Raw genomic sequence first — 15,560 nt, forward strand, 5'->3', positions numbered from 1 at the left:
GATGATTTACCTTTCTGCCGTTGGCATGGTCAACGCGCTCGGCAACTCGGCTGATGAAATAGCGGCGAACCTTACCGCCGGTGTGGCCCCCGGAATGCGCCACCGTGCGGGCTGGCTACAGGGCTTGCCGGAGGCTGTGCTGGGGGGCGTGGAGGGTGAGCTCCCCCCTATCCCCGAGCCTTTTTCCGCCCACCGCAGCCGCAACAACCAGCTGCTGCTGGCGGCGCTGGCGCAAATCCGGCCTGCCGTTGATGCGGCCATTGCGCGCGTGGGGCGCGACCGCGTGGCGGTAGTGCTGGGCACCAGCACCTCCGGCCTGGACGAGGGTGATGAGTACGTGCGGCGCACGCAGAACGGCGAACGCAGCCCGCAGTGGCAATATCCCCAGCAGGAGCTGGGCGATCCGTCGCGCTTTCTCGCCAGCTGGCTTGCGCTGGACGGCCCGGCGTATACCATCTCGACCGCCTGCTCCTCCAGCGCGCGGGCGATCGTCAGCGGTCGTCGCCTGATCGACGCTGGGCTGGTGGACGTCGCCATCGTCGGCGGGGCCGACAGCCTGAGCCGCATGCCGGTCAACGGCTTCAATAGCCTGGAATCCTTCTCCCCGACCCTGTGCGAGCCATTTGGCCGCAACCGTCGGGGGATCACCATTGGTGAAGCGGCGGCACTGATGGTGCTGACCCGCGAGCCGGGCGAGATTGCGCTCCTGGGCGCGGGAGAATCCAGCGATGCGTACCATATTTCCGCCCCGCATCCGCAGGGTGAAGGGGCGATCCGCGCCATCACCCAGGCGCTGAACGAGGCGGGCATGACGGCGGCGGACGTCGGCTATATCAACCTGCACGGCACCGCCACGCCGCTTAACGATCGCATTGAGGCGCAGGTCATCCACGACCTCTTTGGCGACCGCGTACCGTGCAGCTCCACGAAACACCTCACCGGCCACACGCTGGGGGCCGCCGGGATCGTCGAAGCCGCCCTGAGCTGGCTGATCCTGACCCGTGACCTGCCGCTGCCGCCGCAGGATTTTTCCCGCTACGCGCCGGACGACACGCTGCCCGCCTGCGGCTTGCTGCACCGGGCCGCGCCGCTGAAAAAACCGACGATCCTGTCGAACTCCTTCGCGTTTGGCGGCAACAACGCCTGCCTTCTGCTGGGGAGAGTGTGATGCGCTATTTACCCCCCGGGGATTATCTTCCTCACGATACGCCGATGCTGCTGCTCGAAAGCGTGGAGAGCGTCACCGATGACAGCGCCGTTTGCTGCGTGATGGTGAACGATCGCGGCGTGCTGGCACCGTTTCTGGACGCTAACGGCAACTTGCCCGGCTGGTTTGCGCTGGAGCTGATGGCCCAGACCGTGGGCGTCTGGTCCGAGTGGCACCGGATGCAAAAAGGGCTGCCGCACTGTGCGCTCGGTATGGTGCTCGGCGCGCGCGAGCTGGTGTGCAGCGCGGGGCATTTTGCCGCAGGCAGCAGGCTGACCATCACCATCGAACGCCTGATGCAGGATGAACGCTTTGGCAGCTTCGAGTGCAGCATTCGCGCGGATAACGCCACCCTCGCCACGGGCCGGGTGAACACCTTCCAGCCGAGCGAAGATGAATTAACCACACTTTTCAACCAGGGAACCCCATCATGAGATCCGTACTGGTCACCGGTGCCAGCAAAGGCATTGGCCGCGCTATCGCCCTTCAGCTTGCGGCGGACGGTTTTACCGTCGGCGTACATTACCATCGCGATAAAGCGGGCGCGCAGGCGACGCTGGAGGCAATACTCCGGGCGGGCGGCGCGGGCCGTTTACTCACCTTCGACGTGGGCAACCGCGAGCAGTGCCGCACGGTGCTGGAACAGGAAATCGCGGACCACGGCGCGTGGTATGGCGTGGTCAGTAACGCCGGCATTACCCGCGACGGCGCGTTTCCGGCGCTCAGCGACGATGACTGGGACAGCGTGATCCACACCAATCTCGACAGTTTTTATAACGTCATCCATCCCTGCATTATGCCGATGATCGGCACTCGCAAAGGCGGGCGGATCGTCACCCTGTCGTCGGTGTCAGGCATTATGGGCAATCGTGGGCAGGTGAACTACAGCGCGGCCAAAGCCGGGATTATCGGCGCCACCAAAGCGCTCGCCACCGAGCTGGCAAAACGTAAAATCACCGTGAACTGCATCGCGCCGGGGCTGATTGATACCGGCATGATCGAGATGGACGAAGCCGCGCTGAACGCGGCGATGTCGATGATCCCGATGCAGCGTATGGGCCAGGCCGAGGAAGTCGCCGCGCTGGCGAGCTACCTGATGTCGGATAAAGCGGGCTATGTGACGCGTCAGGTAATTTCAATTAACGGAGGCATGCTATGACCCGTCGGGTAGTGATTACGGGCATGGGCGGCGTCACCGCGTTCGGCGAGGACTGGCCGACCATCTCGTGCCGTCTGCGCGGGTATGAAAATGCGGTGCGCACCATGACGGAGTGGCAGGCGTATGACGGCCTGCAAACCCTGATCGCCGCGCCGATTGAAGACTTCGCGCTCCCCGCTCACTATACCCGTAAGCGCATACGTGCCATGGGCCGCGTGTCGCTGCTCTCTACCCGTGCCACCGAGCTGGCGCTTGAGCAGGCAGGGCTGATTGACGACGCGGTGCTCACTAACGGTCAGACCGGGATCGCCTACGGCTCGTCGACGGGCAGCACCGGGCCGGTCAGCGAGTTTGCTTCCATGCTTACGGAAAAGCACACCCACAACATCACCGGCACCACCTACGTGCAGATGATGCCGCACACCACGGCGGTGAACACCGGGCTGTTCTTTGGCCTGCGCGGACGGGTGATCCCCACCTCGAGCGCCTGTACCTCCGGCAGCCAGGCAATTGGCTATGCCTGGGAAGCGATTCGTCACGGTTACCAGACGGTGATGGTGGCGGGCGGTGCGGAAGAGCTGTGTCCGTCAGAAGCGGCAGTTTTCGATACCCTGTTTGCCACCAGCCAACGTAACGACGCGCCGAAAACCACGCCGTCGCCGTTTGACGTTCAGCGCGACGGTCTGGTGATTGGCGAAGGGGCGGGCACGCTGGTGCTGGAAGCGCTGGATCATGCCAAAGCCCGCGGGGCGACAATTTATGGCGAGATCGTAGGCTTTGCCACTAACTGCGATGCGGCGCACATCACCCAACCCCAGCGTGAAACCATGCAGGTGTGTATGGAGCAGTCGCTGGCGATGGCGGGCCTTAGCCCTCAGGACATTGGCTACATTTCTGCCCACGGCACGGCAACCGATCGCGGGGATATCGCCGAGAGTCAGGCGACCGCCGCCATTTTCGGCGACAGCGTGCCCATCTCATCCTTAAAGAGCTATTTCGGTCATACCCTGGGCGCCTGCGGTGCGCTGGAAGCGCTGCTGAGCCTGCACATGATGCGGGAAGGCTGGTTCACGCCGACGCTCAATTTAAGACAACCGGATGAGCAATGTGGCGCTTTAGATTATATTATGGGGGAAGCCCGCCCGATTGATTGCGAATTTATACAGAGCAATAACTTTGCCTTTGGCGGCATCAATACCTCGATAATCATTAAACGCTGGGCGTAACTATGTACCAGTTTGTACTGGGAAAGATCTCCACCCTTAGCGCGGACCCGCTGGCGTCAACGCTCGCAGACATGGCACCTCAGGGTGCGCGACACGCTTCCTGGCTTGCAGGCCGGACGCTGCTCGCCAGAACCTTATCCCCTTCTCCGCTTCCCGAGATAATCTACGGCGAGCAGGGGAAACCGGCCTTCGCTAACGGTCATCCGCTGTGGTTTAACCTGAGCCACTGCGGGGACGACATTGCCCTGCTGCTGAGCGATGAAGGTGAAGTTGGCTGCGATATTGAAGCGATTCGGCCGCGTTCGAACTGGCAGGCGCTGGCGAATGCCGTCTTCAGCCTTACCGAACATGCCGAGCTGGAACGAGAAGCGCCGGAAGAGCAGCTTTCCGCCTTCTGGCGCATCTGGACGCGCAAAGAGGCCATCGTCAAGCAGCGTGGCGGCAGCGCGTGGCAGATTGTCAGCATTGACAGCACCGCCCAGTCGCTTCCGGTCAGCCAGCTACGCTTCGGCTCGCTGAGCCTGGCGGTCTGTACCCCTACCCCCTTCACCCTGACGGCAGAATCAATCGCTTATTGCGGTACCTCTGCGGCATAAAAAAACGGCCATTCCGGTTAATACCGAAATGGCCGATGTGCATTTAACGCGTTGCGAAGCTTATTTCAAATTTTCAGGGAAGTTTGCTGGCAGCTCGCTGGCCGCACATGCAATCACGGTATCATCGTTAGCACCACAGTCGCGAACGAAGGTGATGGTGGCAAATTCATCAATTACTTCAGTCGGATAGGCCGGACCGGCATCACGGTAGCTGTTCATCAGCGGAACGTGATCGTTCTGGAAGCAGACGGTTTTTTCCGGATTGTTCATGACCCAGCGCGGGAAGAAAATGGTGCCGTGGAACAGGCTGTCGCCCAGGTTCACAATCAGGCTGACGTCGGTACCGGTTGGCTCGGTCCAGGAAATTTTATAGATGCTCTCCCCGACGCGGACGATGTACGCCTGCTGATCTTTCACCCAACGATTACCCACCAGACCGCTGTGAATACGGTAGTCGAGCGTGTTCTCGTTTTTGACGTAAATTTCGTAGTTCCAGCCGTTATCGTAGGTATAAACCAGATGTTTGCCGACGAAGCCGCTTAAGTCATGTTTGTCGAAGGTGTTCATAAGATGTCTCCTTTGTTTTGATGAAACTATCGTAACCCTTCAAAAAATGAATGAATAACGCTATGTTTGAATCAAATTCATCCAAAATTTAGATTAATCATGCATAAGACGACGCTAGAACAATGGGCCCTGCTGGAGAGAGTAGTCGAGGCTGGCAGCTTTGCCAGAGCAGCAGAAGAGACGCACCGCAGCCAGTCCTCGGTTAGCTATAACCTGTCGCTGTTGCAGGAACGGCTTGGCGTGGCGCTTTTAATGACGGAAGGCAGGCGGGCCGTGCTGACCCCGGCGGGTGAGCTGTTGCTGAATCAGGTGAAGCCGCTGCTGAAAGCCTTCGCCTACGTTGAAACCCGCGCTGCGACCCTGCGCAGCGGGATGCGAACCCGTATCGATTTGATGGTAGACAGTATTTTTCCGCGCAGCCGGCTGTTCGCTATTTTGCGGCAGTTTCAGCAGCGGTATCCGCAAACGCAGGTGCGGCTCACCGAGGTGCTGGAAAACAGCCGCGCGGACGCGCTCAATGATGAAGCCGACGTGATGGTCTTAACCCGCCGCCAGGACGTCACCGGGCTGGGCGAATGGCTGATGAATATCGATTTTGTTGCCGTTGCGCATCACGCGCACCCGCTGTTCGCGCTGGATACACCGCTTAATGACGAGACGTTACGCCCGTGGCCGCGCATTCAGATCGCAGACAGCCAGCCCACCGTTCGCCCCGCCGGGGAGTCGTGGACCTTCTCAACCATTGATGCCGCGATCGAAGCGGTGATGTATCAGGTTGGATACGGCTGGCTACCGGAAGAACGTATTCAGGCCCCGCTCCAGCAAGGCATCCTCAAAACTCTGCCGCTCAGCCACGGCGTACGTCGCGCTACGCCGCTGCACCTCATCGTCAAACGCTCCCTCAGCCCGCTGGACGAGCAGGTTGAGACGTTGTTGCGCCTTTTTAAGCAGGATCCGTCATCGTCACCTGCTACGCTTTAAGTTTTGAACCAGAAGACGACAAGGAGCGAACGATGAAAATCGACTTAACGGGAAAAGTGGCGCTGGTGACCGCGTCCACCGGCGGTATAGGGTTTGCCATCGCCCGCGGGCTGGCGGAGAGCGGTGCGGAGGTGATCGTGAACGGGCGCAGCATCGACTCGGTGAACAAAGGCATTCAGGCTTTACAGCAGGTGGTGCCTGGCGTGCAGGTCCGTGCCGCCATCGCCGATCTGAGCTCGCAGGAGGGCGTTGACGAACTGCTCAGGGTTGCCACGCACGTCGATATTCTGGTGAATAACGCCGGGATTTATGGTCAGCAGGATTTTTATTCCACCGACGACGAGACCTGGGAACGCTACTGGCAAACCAACGTGATGTCCGGCGTGCGCCTCTCCCGCGCCCTGCTGCCCGGCATGGTGCAAAAAGGCTGGGGTCGGGTGGTGTTTATCTCGTCAGAATCGGCCTGCAATATTCCGGCGGATATGATCCACTATGGCGTGACGAAAACAGCCCAGCTTTCGCTGGCGCGCGGTCTGGCGAAGTTTGTGGCAGGCAGCGGCGTCACGGTGAACAGCGTGCTGCCGGGCCCGACGATGTCGGACGGCTTTGCCGCGATGATGAAGGACGAGATCGAGAGAACCGGCAAATCGCTGGAGCAGCTGGCGAAAGCGTTCGTGATGGAGAATCGCCCCAGCTCGGTGATTCAGCGCGCCGCCACGGTGGAAGAAGTGGCCAACATGGTCGTTTACGTCTGTTCGATGCAGGCCTCCGCGACTTCCGGCGCGGCGCTGCGCGTTGACGGTGGCGTAGTGGATGACATCGTTTGACCCGTCAGGCCACAGGTTCGAGAAAAAATGAGATCGGATAGAAGGACTGCGAAGGTAAAGCAGGTAAACTAGTGAACAGAATGTGTATTTCAGCTAAGACGTATTTATGACCAATATGATTGCCGACGAAGCCGTGGCGAAGTCCAGCGTGCTCTCTGTCTTTGACTTTGATGGTACGTTGACGCACCACGACAGCTTTATTCCTTTCCTGCGCTTTGCCTTTGGCAAGCGCTACTTTGCTGGCCGACTGGTGCGCATGGCCCTGCCTACGCTGCACTGCGTGCGCCGCAAGCTGACGCGTGATGAACTGAAAGAGGTGCTGATCAAAACCTTCCTGACGGGCGTGGATGAACACTGGTTACGTCAGCAGGCGGAAGCCTTCTGTGAAAAATACTGGAGCAAGCTGATGCGCCCGGAAGGGGTCATGGCCGTCGCCAACGAAGTCAATTCTGGTGCGGAAGTGACGATTTGTTCCGCCTCCCCGGCGCTGGTATTGCAGCCGTGGGCCGATAAGCTCGGCATTAAGCTGATTGGCACGCAGCTGGAAGTGAAGGACGGTAAGCTGACCGGGCGAATCACCGGCCATAACTGCCGTTGTGCGCAGAAGGTGGCGAGGCTGGAGAAGGTGTATGGGGATTTGAACGCGTATCACCTGCGCGCATGGGGCGACACCCGTGGCGACCACGAGCTGCTGGCGGCGGCGCAGGATCCGCACTGGCGCCATTTCCATCACCCGAGCAAGCGCCGAAATTCACCAATAAGGTAGCCTTTTGCCGGGTGGCGGCTGCGCCTTACCCGGCCTACAACCCAATCGTAGGCCCGGTAAGCGAAGCGCCACCGGGCGGTACATCAGGCCTCACGTTTCCCCGGGAACATCACGCTCGCAATAATCCCCAGCGCCAGTACCCCCAGCACCACAAACAGGCTTGCCGTGGCACCGATGTTATAACCGTGATGCCAGAAGTGGTCGGTCGCATTTAGCCCCAGCTTGAACGCCACGAAGAACAGCAGCAGCACGACCGCTTTCTCCAGATGCACCAGATACTGCTTCAGCGCCTCCAGCACGAAGTAGAGGGTACGCAGGCCGAGGATCGCGAACATCATTGCGCTGTAGATAATCAGCGGCTCGCGGCTGACGGCAATGATAGCGGGAACGGAGTCGAACGCGAACATCACGTCGGACAGCTCTACCACCGCCACGCAGAGTAGCAGCGGCGTCGCGTAGCGCTTCGCCTTCTTCACGCGACCTACCATCACATCCTTGTTTTCAGGCTTCTCCAGCTCGGCATCCACCTCTTTCTGGGTCAGGATAAACGCGTGGCTGCTGATTTTTGGCCAGACCGGATAGAAGCGTTTTACCAGGCGGTACGCCAGATGGTTCGAGTAATCATCGACTTCATCGCTCTCTTCATTGCGTTTCAGCATCATCACCGCCGTCCAGCCGACGACCAGCGCAAAAATGACCTCAACGTACGGCCCTAGGCTCAGGAGGCTGGTGCCGATGGCCACAAAAATCCCGCGGAACACAATCGCCCCCAGCACGCCCCAGTAGAGCACGCGGTGGCGATACTTATCCGGCACGCCGAACCAGGCGAAGATCGCCATCATCACGAACAGGTTGTCGACGGAGAGCACCTCTTCCAGCGCATAGCCGGTAAGGAACAGACTCGCCATCTCTGCGCCGTGGTGCACGTATAAGAAGCCGGCAAACGCCATGGCCATCATGACCCAGAAGATGGACCACATAGCCGCGCTTTTCAGCGAGATAGGTTTATCGTGACGGTGCATGAAGAGGTCGATAAACATCGCCCCAACGGCCATCACCACAAAGACAACAACGGTTTCCGTCGGGAAACCGAGATGAGCAGCAGACATAGACAACCCTTTTAAGAAGACAAAACACCATGCAGACAATAAAAAGCGTGGACCCGTTAAGGACGCAGCACGCTAAACAATAAATATTAAACGTTCTTTTCAGCGAGTGCCTGCGCGCATGCCCAGGCACTGGCCCACGCCCACTGGAAGTTATACCCGCCGAGCCAGCCGGTCACGTCCATCACTTCGCCAATGAAATAGAGACCCGGCACGTTGCGGGCCTCCATCGTGCGGGATGAGAGTTCGTTTGTATCCACGCCGCCCAGCGTCACTTCCGCCGTGCGGTAGCCCTCGGTGCCGTTTGGCTGTACGCGCCAGTTCGTCAGCGTCTCCACCAGCGTTTCCTGCTCGCGGCTGTTCAGCTGCTTAAGCGATACGTCCGGGATCTGCCCCAGCGCCTGCAAACATTCCACCAGACGCTTCGGCAGCTGCATTGCCAGGGTATTTTTCAGGCTTTGATTCGGGTGCGCAGCGCGCTGTTCGTTCAGGAACGCGTCCAGATCGCAGTCCGGTACCAGGTTTACGGAGACAAACTCTCCCGGCTGCCAGTAGCTGGAGATCTGCAACACCGCCGGCCCCGAAAGGCCGCGATGGGTAAAGAGCAGGTTTTCGCGAAATACCGTGCCGTCTTCGGCCGTAATAACCGACGGCACGGACACGCCGGAGAGCGTCTGAAGCTGTTCCAGCAGCGGCTTATGCAGCGTGAACGGCACCAGCCCGGCGCGGGTGGGCAGCACCTTCAGGCCAAACTGCTCGGCAATTTTGTAGCCGAACGGTGAGGCGCCGAGACCCGGCATCGAAAGACCGCCGCTGGCGATCACCAGATTATCGGCGCTGACGGTTTCACCGTTGAGTTGTAGCGTGTAGCCCTGCTCGTCGCGGGCGACCTCGAGCACTTCCGTCCGCAGGCGCATGATCACGCCGCCTTTCTCGCACTCGGCCACCAGCATATCAACGATTTGCTGGGCGGAGTCGTCGCAGAACAGCTGTCCCAGCGTCTTCTCATGCCACGCGATACCGTATTTACCCACCAGTTCGATAAAGTCCCACTGGGTGTAGCGCGCCAGCGCAGATTTACAAAAATGACGGTTCTGGCTCAGATAGGCCGCCGGTTCGACATAGAGATTAGTGAAGTTGCAGCGCCCGCCGCCGGACATCAGGATCTTGCGGCCAGGCTTTTTTCCGTTATCCAGCAGCAGCACGCGACGACCCGCTTGTCCGGCCATTGCCGCACAAAACATACCCGCCGCACCGGCGCCAATTACTACGGCATCAAACCTTTCCACGTCAAAATCCTCTTCGTTAACTGCCGCGGATTGTAAAGTTTCCTCAGTGGTCGCACCAGCGTAAAAAGATATTACAAAGCCATTTCATTGATATTTAAAGATTATCCTTTCAGGCTCATTTCTCAAATCAGGTGGTATGTCAAAAAAAGTCTATATTTCACTTTGCCCGTTGCGCATTTGTCCTGGATAATGCGCCGCGTTCATGTCCTCAAAATGGCGTAACGTCCTATGCTACATTTGTTTGCCGGCCTGGATTTACATACCGGGCTTTTATTATTGCTTGCTCTGGTTTTTGTGCTGTTTTACGAAGCGATCAACGGCTTCCACGACACTGCAAACGCAGTTGCAACGGTTATCTACACTCGCGCAATGCGATCGCAGCTTGCGGTCGTTATGGCGGCGGTATTTAACTTTTTTGGTGTCCTCCTGGGCGGACTGAGCGTTGCGTATGCCATTGTGCATATGCTGCCAACGGATCTGCTTCTTAACGTGAGTTCCGGTCATGGCCTGGCCATGGTGTTCTCAATGCTGCTTGCTGCCATTATCTGGAACCTCGGTACCTGGTATTTTGGCCTGCCTGCATCCAGCTCTCACACCCTTATTGGCGCGATTATCGGTATTGGGTTAACCAACGCCCTGATGACCGGTACCTCGGTTGTTGATGCGCTGAACCTGCCTAAAGTACTGGGCATTTTCGGCTCTCTGATCATCTCTCCTATCGTGGGTCTGGTGGTGGCGGGTGGCTTGATTTTCATCCTGCGTCGCTACTGGAGCAACACGAAGAAACGTGCGCGTATCCACCTGACGCCAGCAGAGCGTGAAAAGAAAGACGGCAAGAAAAAGCCGCCGTTCTGGACGCGTATCGCACTGATCGTTTCCGCTATCGGCGTGGCCTTCTCTCATGGCGCGAACGATGGTCAGAAAGGCATTGGTCTGGTGATGCTGGTTCTGATTGGCGTCGCACCGGCGGGCTTCGTGGTTAACATGAACGCCTCTGGCTACGAGATCACCCGTACCCGTGATGCGGTAAACAACGTTGAAACGTACTTCCAGCAGCATCCTCAGCTGCTGAAGAAAGCGACCGGCGTAGACCAGCTGATCCCTTCTCCTGACTCTGGCGCAATGACTGCACCTGGCGAGTTCCATTGCCACCCGGCAAACGCGATTAACGCGCTGGAACGTGCGAAAGGCATGCTGGCCGATATCGAAAGCTACGACAAACTGGCTGTTGAACAGCGTGGTCAGCTGCGTCGCATCATGCTCTGCATCTCCGACGTGACCGATAAAGTCGCGAAGCTGCCAGAGGTGACTGCTGACGACAAACGTCTGCTGAAGAAACTGAAAGGCGATATGCTCAACACCATTGAGTACGCGCCAATCTGGATCATCATGGCGGTCGCGCTGGCGCTGGGTATCGGTACGATGATTGGCTGGCGTCGTGTGGCGACCACCATCGGCGAGAAGATCGGTAAGAAAGGCATGACCTATGCACAGGGTATGTCCGCGCAGATGACGGCGGCGGTGTCTATCGGTCTGGCGAGCTACACCGGTATGCCAGTATCAACCACCCACGTACTCTCTTCGTCCGTGGCAGGTACCATGATTGTTGACGGCGGCGGTTTACAGCGTAAAACCGTGACCAACATTCTGATGGCCTGGGTGTTCACCCTCCCGGCGTCCATCCTGCTGTCCGGCGGTCTGTACTGGATTTCGCTGAAGCTGATTTAACCGGCTGAAGGCGACAAAAAAGCGGGTCAGGAAACTGGCCCGCTTTTTTTATGCTCAGTGCCAAATCATCAGTGCAATCATACTCACCACCACCAGGCCACACAGGGCGCTGGTCAAAATGAACTGACGACGCAGGCGCTCGCAGCGACGGATAAACTCTTCATCGTGGTGATCGCGGTAGCGCTGGTAATAGATGTACCCCACCAGACGCATCTGTTTGCTGGGCTGTCCATGCGAGGTGAAGAACCCTCCACCGTCCACGTACTGATAAAGCAGCGGATCGCAACCACGAAGTACCACTAACAGCGCACGTAACGATGAGAAGTAGCGCGCCATATTCACTATGCAAACTACGCATAACGCCCAAAACAATGCGACGGTGCTAATCATACATCCTCCCCGGCGTCCGCCCACGAAGCAAGGCTCCTGAGCTACCGCACCCCAATGCCCTGACAGACAGTTCAGTGAAAGAATGACTAAAAGTCGATCCGGTTCGCGTTTTAATATCCGAACGGCTCATTAAATAGTGTAGGAGATCCGTTAATTTTTTTGCCACAAGGTTAATCGTTATCAACACCAAAGCTTGAAAAATATGTTTAACTGGGCCGTAATGAAAGCATCAGACGACGCTTTCCCATTTAGTCATCGATAACTTAAGGAAGGAGTAACACTATGGCTTACAAACACATTCTTATCGCGGTAGACCTCTCCCCGGAGAGTAAAGTGCTGGTCGACAAAGCCGTATCCATGGCACGTCCCTACAACGCGAAAGTTTCGCTGATTCACGTTGATGTGAATTACTCCGACCTCTACACCGGTCTGATCGACGTGAATCTCGGCGATATGCAGAAACGCATCTCCGAAGAGACTCACCACGCGCTGAGCGAGCTCTCTACCAACGCGGGCTATCCGATCACTGAAACCCTGAGCGGTAGCGGCGATCTGGGTCAGGTGCTGGTTGATGCGATTAAGAAATACGATATGGATCTGGTGGTCTGCGGTCATCACCAGGACTTCTGGAGCAAGCTGATGTCCTCAGCGCGCCAGCTGATTAATACCGTTCACGTGGATATGCTGATTGTTCCACTGCGTGACGAAGAAGACGAGTAAGTGCAAAAAAAGCGGCACTGAATGTAGGCCGGGTAAGGCGAAGCCGCCACCCGGCTTTTTTTATTCCGGCGTCCCCGGATAAATATCAAACCGGTGCCCTTTGGTGGTCACCGCGTTGGTCGTGGCAACGTCCGCCAGCGGCGGCGCGTAGTCCGGACGCTTCACCACCACCCGCTTCGTCGCGAGCTGACGAGCAGGCTCCAGCAGGCCATCTGCATCCAGATCCGGCCCCACCAGCGACTGAAACACACGCATCTCTTTCTTCACCAGCGCGCTTTTCTGCTTGTGCGGGAACATCGGGTCGAGGTAGACCACCTGCGGGCGCGGAGTGATATCCGTCAGCGCCGTCAGGCTTGACGCGTGGATCAGCTGCAAACGTTCCTGCAACCACGGGCCGATTTCCGGGTCCGCATAGCCTCGCGTCAGCCCGTCGTCGAGCAGCGCGGCGACAACCGGATTACGCTCCAGCATCCGCACCCGGCAGCCCACCGACGCCAGCACAAACGCATCGCGCCCCAGCCCCGCCGTGGCATCCACCACGTCAGGCAGATAGCTTCCCTTAATGCCGACCGCTTTGGCCACCGCTTCGCCGCGACCGCCGCCGAACTTACGCCGGTGCGCCATCGCGCCGCCGACAAAATCGACAAAAATCCCGCCGAGCTTCGGCTCGTCGCGCTTGCGAAGCTCCAGATGTTCCGGCGTCATCACCAGCGCCATCAGGTTGTCTTCATCATGTTCCAGCCCCCAGCGGGCCGCCAGAACAGATAAGGCGCCGTTCCCGACGCCCGTTTCATCCACTAAGCAGATCTTCACGTAGCAATCAGCCTTTGATTCCGTAATGCTCCAGCATCGCATCCAGCTGAGGCTCGCGGCCACGGAAGCGTTTGAACAGCTCCATAGGCTCTTCTGAACCCCCGCGCGTCAGGATGTTATCAAGGAACGACTGACCGGTTTCACGGTTGAAAATCCCCTCTTCTTCGAAGCGAGAGAAGGCGTCCGCCGCCAGCACGTCGGCCCACAGGTAGCTGTAGTAGCCCGCGGCGTATCCGCCCGCGAAGATATGGCTGAACGCGTGCGGGAAGCGTCCCCAGGTTGGGCCTGGAATAACGGCGACCTGCTTTTTAATCTCGGCCAGCGTTTCGAGGATTTTCGCCCCCTGCTCCGGGCTGAACTCGGCGTGCAGGCGGAAGTCGAACAGGCCGAACTCCAGCTGACGCAGGATAAACATCGCCGCCTGGTAGTTTTTCGCCGCCAGCATTTTATCCAGCAACTCTTTAGGCAGCGGTTCGCCGGTCTCATAGTGGCCGGAGATAAACGCCAGCGCGTCCGGCTCCCAGCACCAGTTTTCCATAAACTGGCTTGGCAGCTCGACCGCATCCCATGGCACCCCGCTGATACCGGCGACGCCGGCGGTTTCGATGCGGGTCAGCATGTGGTGCAGGCCGTGACCGAACTCGTGGAACAGGGTGATCACTTCATCGTGGGTGAACAGCGCCGGTTTGCCGCTTACCGGACGGTTGAAGTTACAGGTCAGATAGGCGACCGGTTTTTGCAGGGAACCATCCGCTTTACGCATCTGGCCCACGCAGTCGTCCATCCACGCCCCGCCGCGTTTGTTTTCACGCGCGTAAAGATCCAGATAGAAGCTGCCGCGCAGCTCGTTTTTCTCGTCATACAGCTCAAAGAAGCGCACGTCCGGATGCCAGACGTCGATATCGGTACGCTCTTTAGCGGTAATGCCGTAAATGCGTTTCACCACTTCAAACAGACCGTTGACGGCTTTGTTTTCCGGGAAGTACGGACGCAGCTGTTCGTCGCTGATGCTGTAGAGGTGCTGCTTCTGTTTTTCGCTGTAGTACGCGATATCCCACGGCTGAAGCTCGTCCACGCCAAACTCGGCTTTCGCAAAGGCGCGCAGCTGGGCCAGCTCTTTTTCACCCTGAGGACGGGCGCGTTTCGCCAGATCGGTCAGGAAGTCGAGCACCTGCTGCGGGTTCTCGGCCATTTTGGTGGCGAGGGATTTATCCGCGTAGCTGTCGAAGCCCAGCAGCTGTGCCAGCTCGTGGCGCAGGGCGAGGATCTCCGCCATCACCGGGCTGTTATCCCATTTACCCGCATTCGGCCCCTGATCGGAGGCGCGGGTGCTGTAGGCGCGGTACATCTCTTCACGCAGGGCCTGGTTGTCGCAGTAGGTCATCACCGGCAGATAGCTCGGGATATCCAGCGTTAACAGGAAGCCTTCCTGCTCTTTCGCTTCGGCCTGGGCTTTCGCCGCCGCCAGCGCGCTTTCCGGCATACCCGCCAGCTCGGCTTCGTCGGTAATCAGCTTCGTCCAGCCCATGGTGGCGTCGAGGACGTTGTTGCTGTACTGATTGCCCAGCTCGGACAGGCGCGCAGCGATTTCGCCGTAGCGAACCTGCTTCTCTTTTGGCAGACCGATACCGGACAGCTCAAAGTCACGCAGGGCGTTATCAACCGATTTTTTCTGCGCCGTGTTCAGTTCGGCATAATGGTCGCCGTCGCGCAGGTCGCGGTAGGCTTTGTACAGCCCTTCGTGCTGGCCGACCCAGGTGCTGTACTCAGAGAGCAGCGGCAGGGTTTGTTCGTAGGCTTCACGCAGTTCCGGGCTGTTTTTCACCGAGTTCAGGTGGCTCACCGGGGAGAAGATACGCCCCAGCACGTCGTCCACTTCGGCCAGCGGCTGACACAGATTCTCCCAGGTGTACGGCGCGCCCTGCGCAACCACGCTTTCTACCGCCGCGCGGCAGTTGTCCAGCGACTGGGTAACGGCTGGAACCACATGCTCAGGGAGGATTTTAGAAAACGGTGGCAACGAAAAAGGCGTCAGTAATGGATTGGTCATAAACGCTGTCCTGTTGAAATAGATGAATGAAGCGCGCATCCGGCGCTGTGCATATTGTTCAGTAATGGGGTTAAGTGTAGAGGATTTCAATGCCGGACGTTGTCGAAAAGAGCCCGGTGGCGCTGCTGTATGACC

At 58.5% G+C, this 15,560-nt stretch carries 16 protein-coding genes; 10 read left to right on the plus strand and 6 right to left on the minus strand.

Going from position 1 to position 15,560, the window contains the following annotated elements; genetic code table 11:
• Position 1: 1 nt before the first annotated feature.
• The 5 genes from IM267_RS19600 to acpT are packed head-to-tail and all read left to right on the plus strand — an operon-like array spanning position 2 to position 4,188.
• On the plus strand, positions 2-1,168 hold the full coding sequence (locus IM267_RS19600) for a beta-ketoacyl-[acyl-carrier-protein] synthase family protein (protein ID WP_193034114.1): 1,167 nt from the start codon (positions 2-4) through the stop codon (positions 1,166-1,168).
• Entirely contained in the window at positions 1,168-1,641 is a 474-nt protein-coding gene (locus IM267_RS19605; protein ID WP_193034115.1) for a 3-hydroxy-fatty acyl-ACP dehydratase, read from the plus strand. Before IM267_RS19600 ends, IM267_RS19605 begins: the two co-directional genes overlap by 1 nt.
• Positions 1,635-2,366 carry a 3-ketoacyl-ACP reductase FabG2 gene (locus IM267_RS19610; protein WP_193034123.1) on the plus strand — a complete coding sequence of 244 codons (732 nt, stop codon included), beginning with the start codon at positions 1,635-1,637 and terminating at the stop codon, positions 2,364-2,366. Before IM267_RS19605 ends, IM267_RS19610 begins: the two co-directional genes overlap by 7 nt.
• On the plus strand, positions 2,363-3,592 hold the full coding sequence (locus IM267_RS19615; RefSeq protein ID WP_193034116.1) for a beta-ketoacyl-ACP synthase: 1,230 nt from the start codon (positions 2,363-2,365) through the stop codon (positions 3,590-3,592). Before IM267_RS19610 ends, IM267_RS19615 begins: the two co-directional genes overlap by 4 nt.
• Positions 3,593-3,594: 2 nt before the next feature.
• Complete coding sequence (acpT, locus tag IM267_RS19620; RefSeq protein ID WP_063865360.1) at positions 3,595-4,188, plus strand: 4'-phosphopantetheinyl transferase AcpT; 594 nt, start codon at positions 3,595-3,597, stop codon at positions 4,186-4,188.
• A gap of 60 nt (positions 4,189-4,248) precedes the next feature.
• Here acpT and IM267_RS19625 read toward each other — a convergent pair whose 3' ends face one another.
• Complete coding sequence (locus IM267_RS19625) at positions 4,249-4,755, minus strand: phenolic acid decarboxylase (protein ID WP_193034117.1); 507 nt, start codon at positions 4,753-4,755, stop codon at positions 4,249-4,251.
• Between the two features lie 99 nt (positions 4,756-4,854).
• On the opposite strand from IM267_RS19625, the gene IM267_RS19630 reads away from it, so the two are divergent.
• From IM267_RS19630 to IM267_RS19640, 3 genes are all read left to right on the plus strand, one after another.
• Positions 4,855-5,736, plus strand: a complete 882-nt coding sequence (locus IM267_RS19630; RefSeq protein WP_107534139.1) for a LysR family transcriptional regulator — start codon at positions 4,855-4,857, stop codon at positions 5,734-5,736.
• Between the two features lie 32 nt (positions 5,737-5,768).
• On the plus strand, positions 5,769-6,563 hold the full coding sequence (locus tag IM267_RS19635; RefSeq protein WP_063450000.1) for an SDR family NAD(P)-dependent oxidoreductase: 795 nt from the start codon (positions 5,769-5,771) through the stop codon (positions 6,561-6,563).
• Between the two features lie 106 nt (positions 6,564-6,669).
• Positions 6,670-7,329 (plus strand): HAD family hydrolase, encoded by a 660-nt coding sequence (locus tag IM267_RS19640; protein WP_074177577.1) that lies wholly within the window; start codon positions 6,670-6,672, stop codon positions 7,327-7,329.
• An 83-nt stretch (positions 7,330-7,412) separates the two neighbouring features.
• On the opposite strand, the gene IM267_RS19645 is transcribed toward IM267_RS19640, so the two are convergent.
• Positions 7,413-8,438, minus strand: a complete 1,026-nt coding sequence (locus IM267_RS19645) for a TerC/Alx family metal homeostasis membrane protein (RefSeq protein WP_193034118.1) — start codon at positions 8,436-8,438, stop codon at positions 7,413-7,415.
• 86 nt (positions 8,439-8,524) lie between these two features.
• Entirely contained in the window at positions 8,525-9,724 is a 1,200-nt protein-coding gene (locus IM267_RS19650) for an NAD(P)/FAD-dependent oxidoreductase (RefSeq protein ID WP_193034119.1), read from the minus strand.
• 228 nt (positions 9,725-9,952) lie between these two features.
• Here IM267_RS19650 and pitA point away from each other — a divergent pair, with 228 nt between their 5' ends.
• Complete coding sequence (pitA, locus tag IM267_RS19655) at positions 9,953-11,452, plus strand: inorganic phosphate transporter PitA (protein ID WP_193034120.1); 1,500 nt, start codon at positions 9,953-9,955, stop codon at positions 11,450-11,452.
• 54 nt (positions 11,453-11,506) lie between these two features.
• Here pitA and uspB read toward each other — a convergent pair whose 3' ends face one another.
• A complete protein-coding gene (uspB, locus tag IM267_RS19660; protein ID WP_003861224.1) occupies positions 11,507-11,842 on the minus strand; it encodes a universal stress protein UspB in 336 nt (111 codons plus the stop codon).
• A 282-nt stretch (positions 11,843-12,124) separates the two neighbouring features.
• Between uspB and uspA the strand changes: the two genes are divergently transcribed.
• Positions 12,125-12,562: a universal stress protein UspA gene (uspA, locus tag IM267_RS19665; RefSeq protein WP_003861223.1), complete on the plus strand. Its 438-nt coding sequence runs from the start codon at positions 12,125-12,127 to the stop codon at positions 12,560-12,562.
• 60 nt (positions 12,563-12,622) lie between these two features.
• Here the strand turns inward: uspA and rsmJ are convergent, their stop codons facing one another.
• Positions 12,623-13,375: a 16S rRNA (guanine(1516)-N(2))-methyltransferase RsmJ gene (gene rsmJ / locus IM267_RS19670; RefSeq protein ID WP_193034121.1), complete on the minus strand. Its 753-nt coding sequence runs from the start codon at positions 13,373-13,375 to the stop codon at positions 12,623-12,625.
• A 7-nt stretch (positions 13,376-13,382) separates the two neighbouring features.
• Entirely contained in the window at positions 13,383-15,425 is a 2,043-nt protein-coding gene (gene prlC / locus IM267_RS19675; protein ID WP_063865349.1) for an oligopeptidase A, read from the minus strand.
• Positions 15,426-15,560 lie beyond the last annotated feature (135 nt).

The sequence above is a fragment of the Enterobacter cloacae complex sp. P15RS genome (assembly GCF_014895905.1).
GTDB classification, from domain to species: Bacteria; Pseudomonadota; Gammaproteobacteria; order Enterobacterales; family Enterobacteriaceae; genus Enterobacter; species Enterobacter quasihormaechei.

Excerpts from the sequence above, each read along its gene's own strand:
- IM267_RS19615 (WP_193034116.1), top strand. The coding sequence starts at position 2,363 with ATGACCCGTCGGGTAGTGATTACGGGCATGGGCGGCGTCACCGCGTTC.
- IM267_RS19600 (WP_193034114.1), top strand. The coding sequence starts at position 2 with ATGATTTACCTTTCTGCCGTTGGCATGGTCAACGCGCTCGGCAACTCG.
- IM267_RS19635 (WP_063450000.1), top strand. The coding sequence starts at position 5,769 with ATGAAAATCGACTTAACGGGAAAAGTGGCGCTGGTGACCGCGTCCACC.
- IM267_RS19625 (WP_193034117.1), bottom strand. The coding sequence starts at position 4,755 with ATGAACACCTTCGACAAACATGACTTAAGCGGCTTCGTCGGCAAACAT.
- IM267_RS19640 (WP_074177577.1), top strand. The coding sequence starts at position 6,670 with ATGACCAATATGATTGCCGACGAAGCCGTGGCGAAGTCCAGCGTGCTC.
- pitA (WP_193034120.1), top strand. The coding sequence starts at position 9,953 with ATGCTACATTTGTTTGCCGGCCTGGATTTACATACCGGGCTTTTATTA.
- acpT (WP_063865360.1), top strand. The coding sequence starts at position 3,595 with ATGTACCAGTTTGTACTGGGAAAGATCTCCACCCTTAGCGCGGACCCG.
- IM267_RS19645 (WP_193034118.1), bottom strand. The coding sequence starts at position 8,438 with ATGTCTGCTGCTCATCTCGGTTTCCCGACGGAAACCGTTGTTGTCTTT.
- prlC (WP_063865349.1), bottom strand. The coding sequence starts at position 15,425 with ATGACCAATCCATTACTGACGCCTTTTTCGTTGCCACCGTTTTCTAAA.
- uspA (WP_003861223.1), top strand. The coding sequence starts at position 12,125 with ATGGCTTACAAACACATTCTTATCGCGGTAGACCTCTCCCCGGAGAGT.
- IM267_RS19630 (WP_107534139.1), top strand. The coding sequence starts at position 4,855 with ATGCATAAGACGACGCTAGAACAATGGGCCCTGCTGGAGAGAGTAGTC.
- uspB (WP_003861224.1), bottom strand. The coding sequence starts at position 11,842 with ATGATTAGCACCGTCGCATTGTTTTGGGCGTTATGCGTAGTTTGCATA.
- IM267_RS19605 (WP_193034115.1), top strand. The coding sequence starts at position 1,168 with ATGCGCTATTTACCCCCCGGGGATTATCTTCCTCACGATACGCCGATG.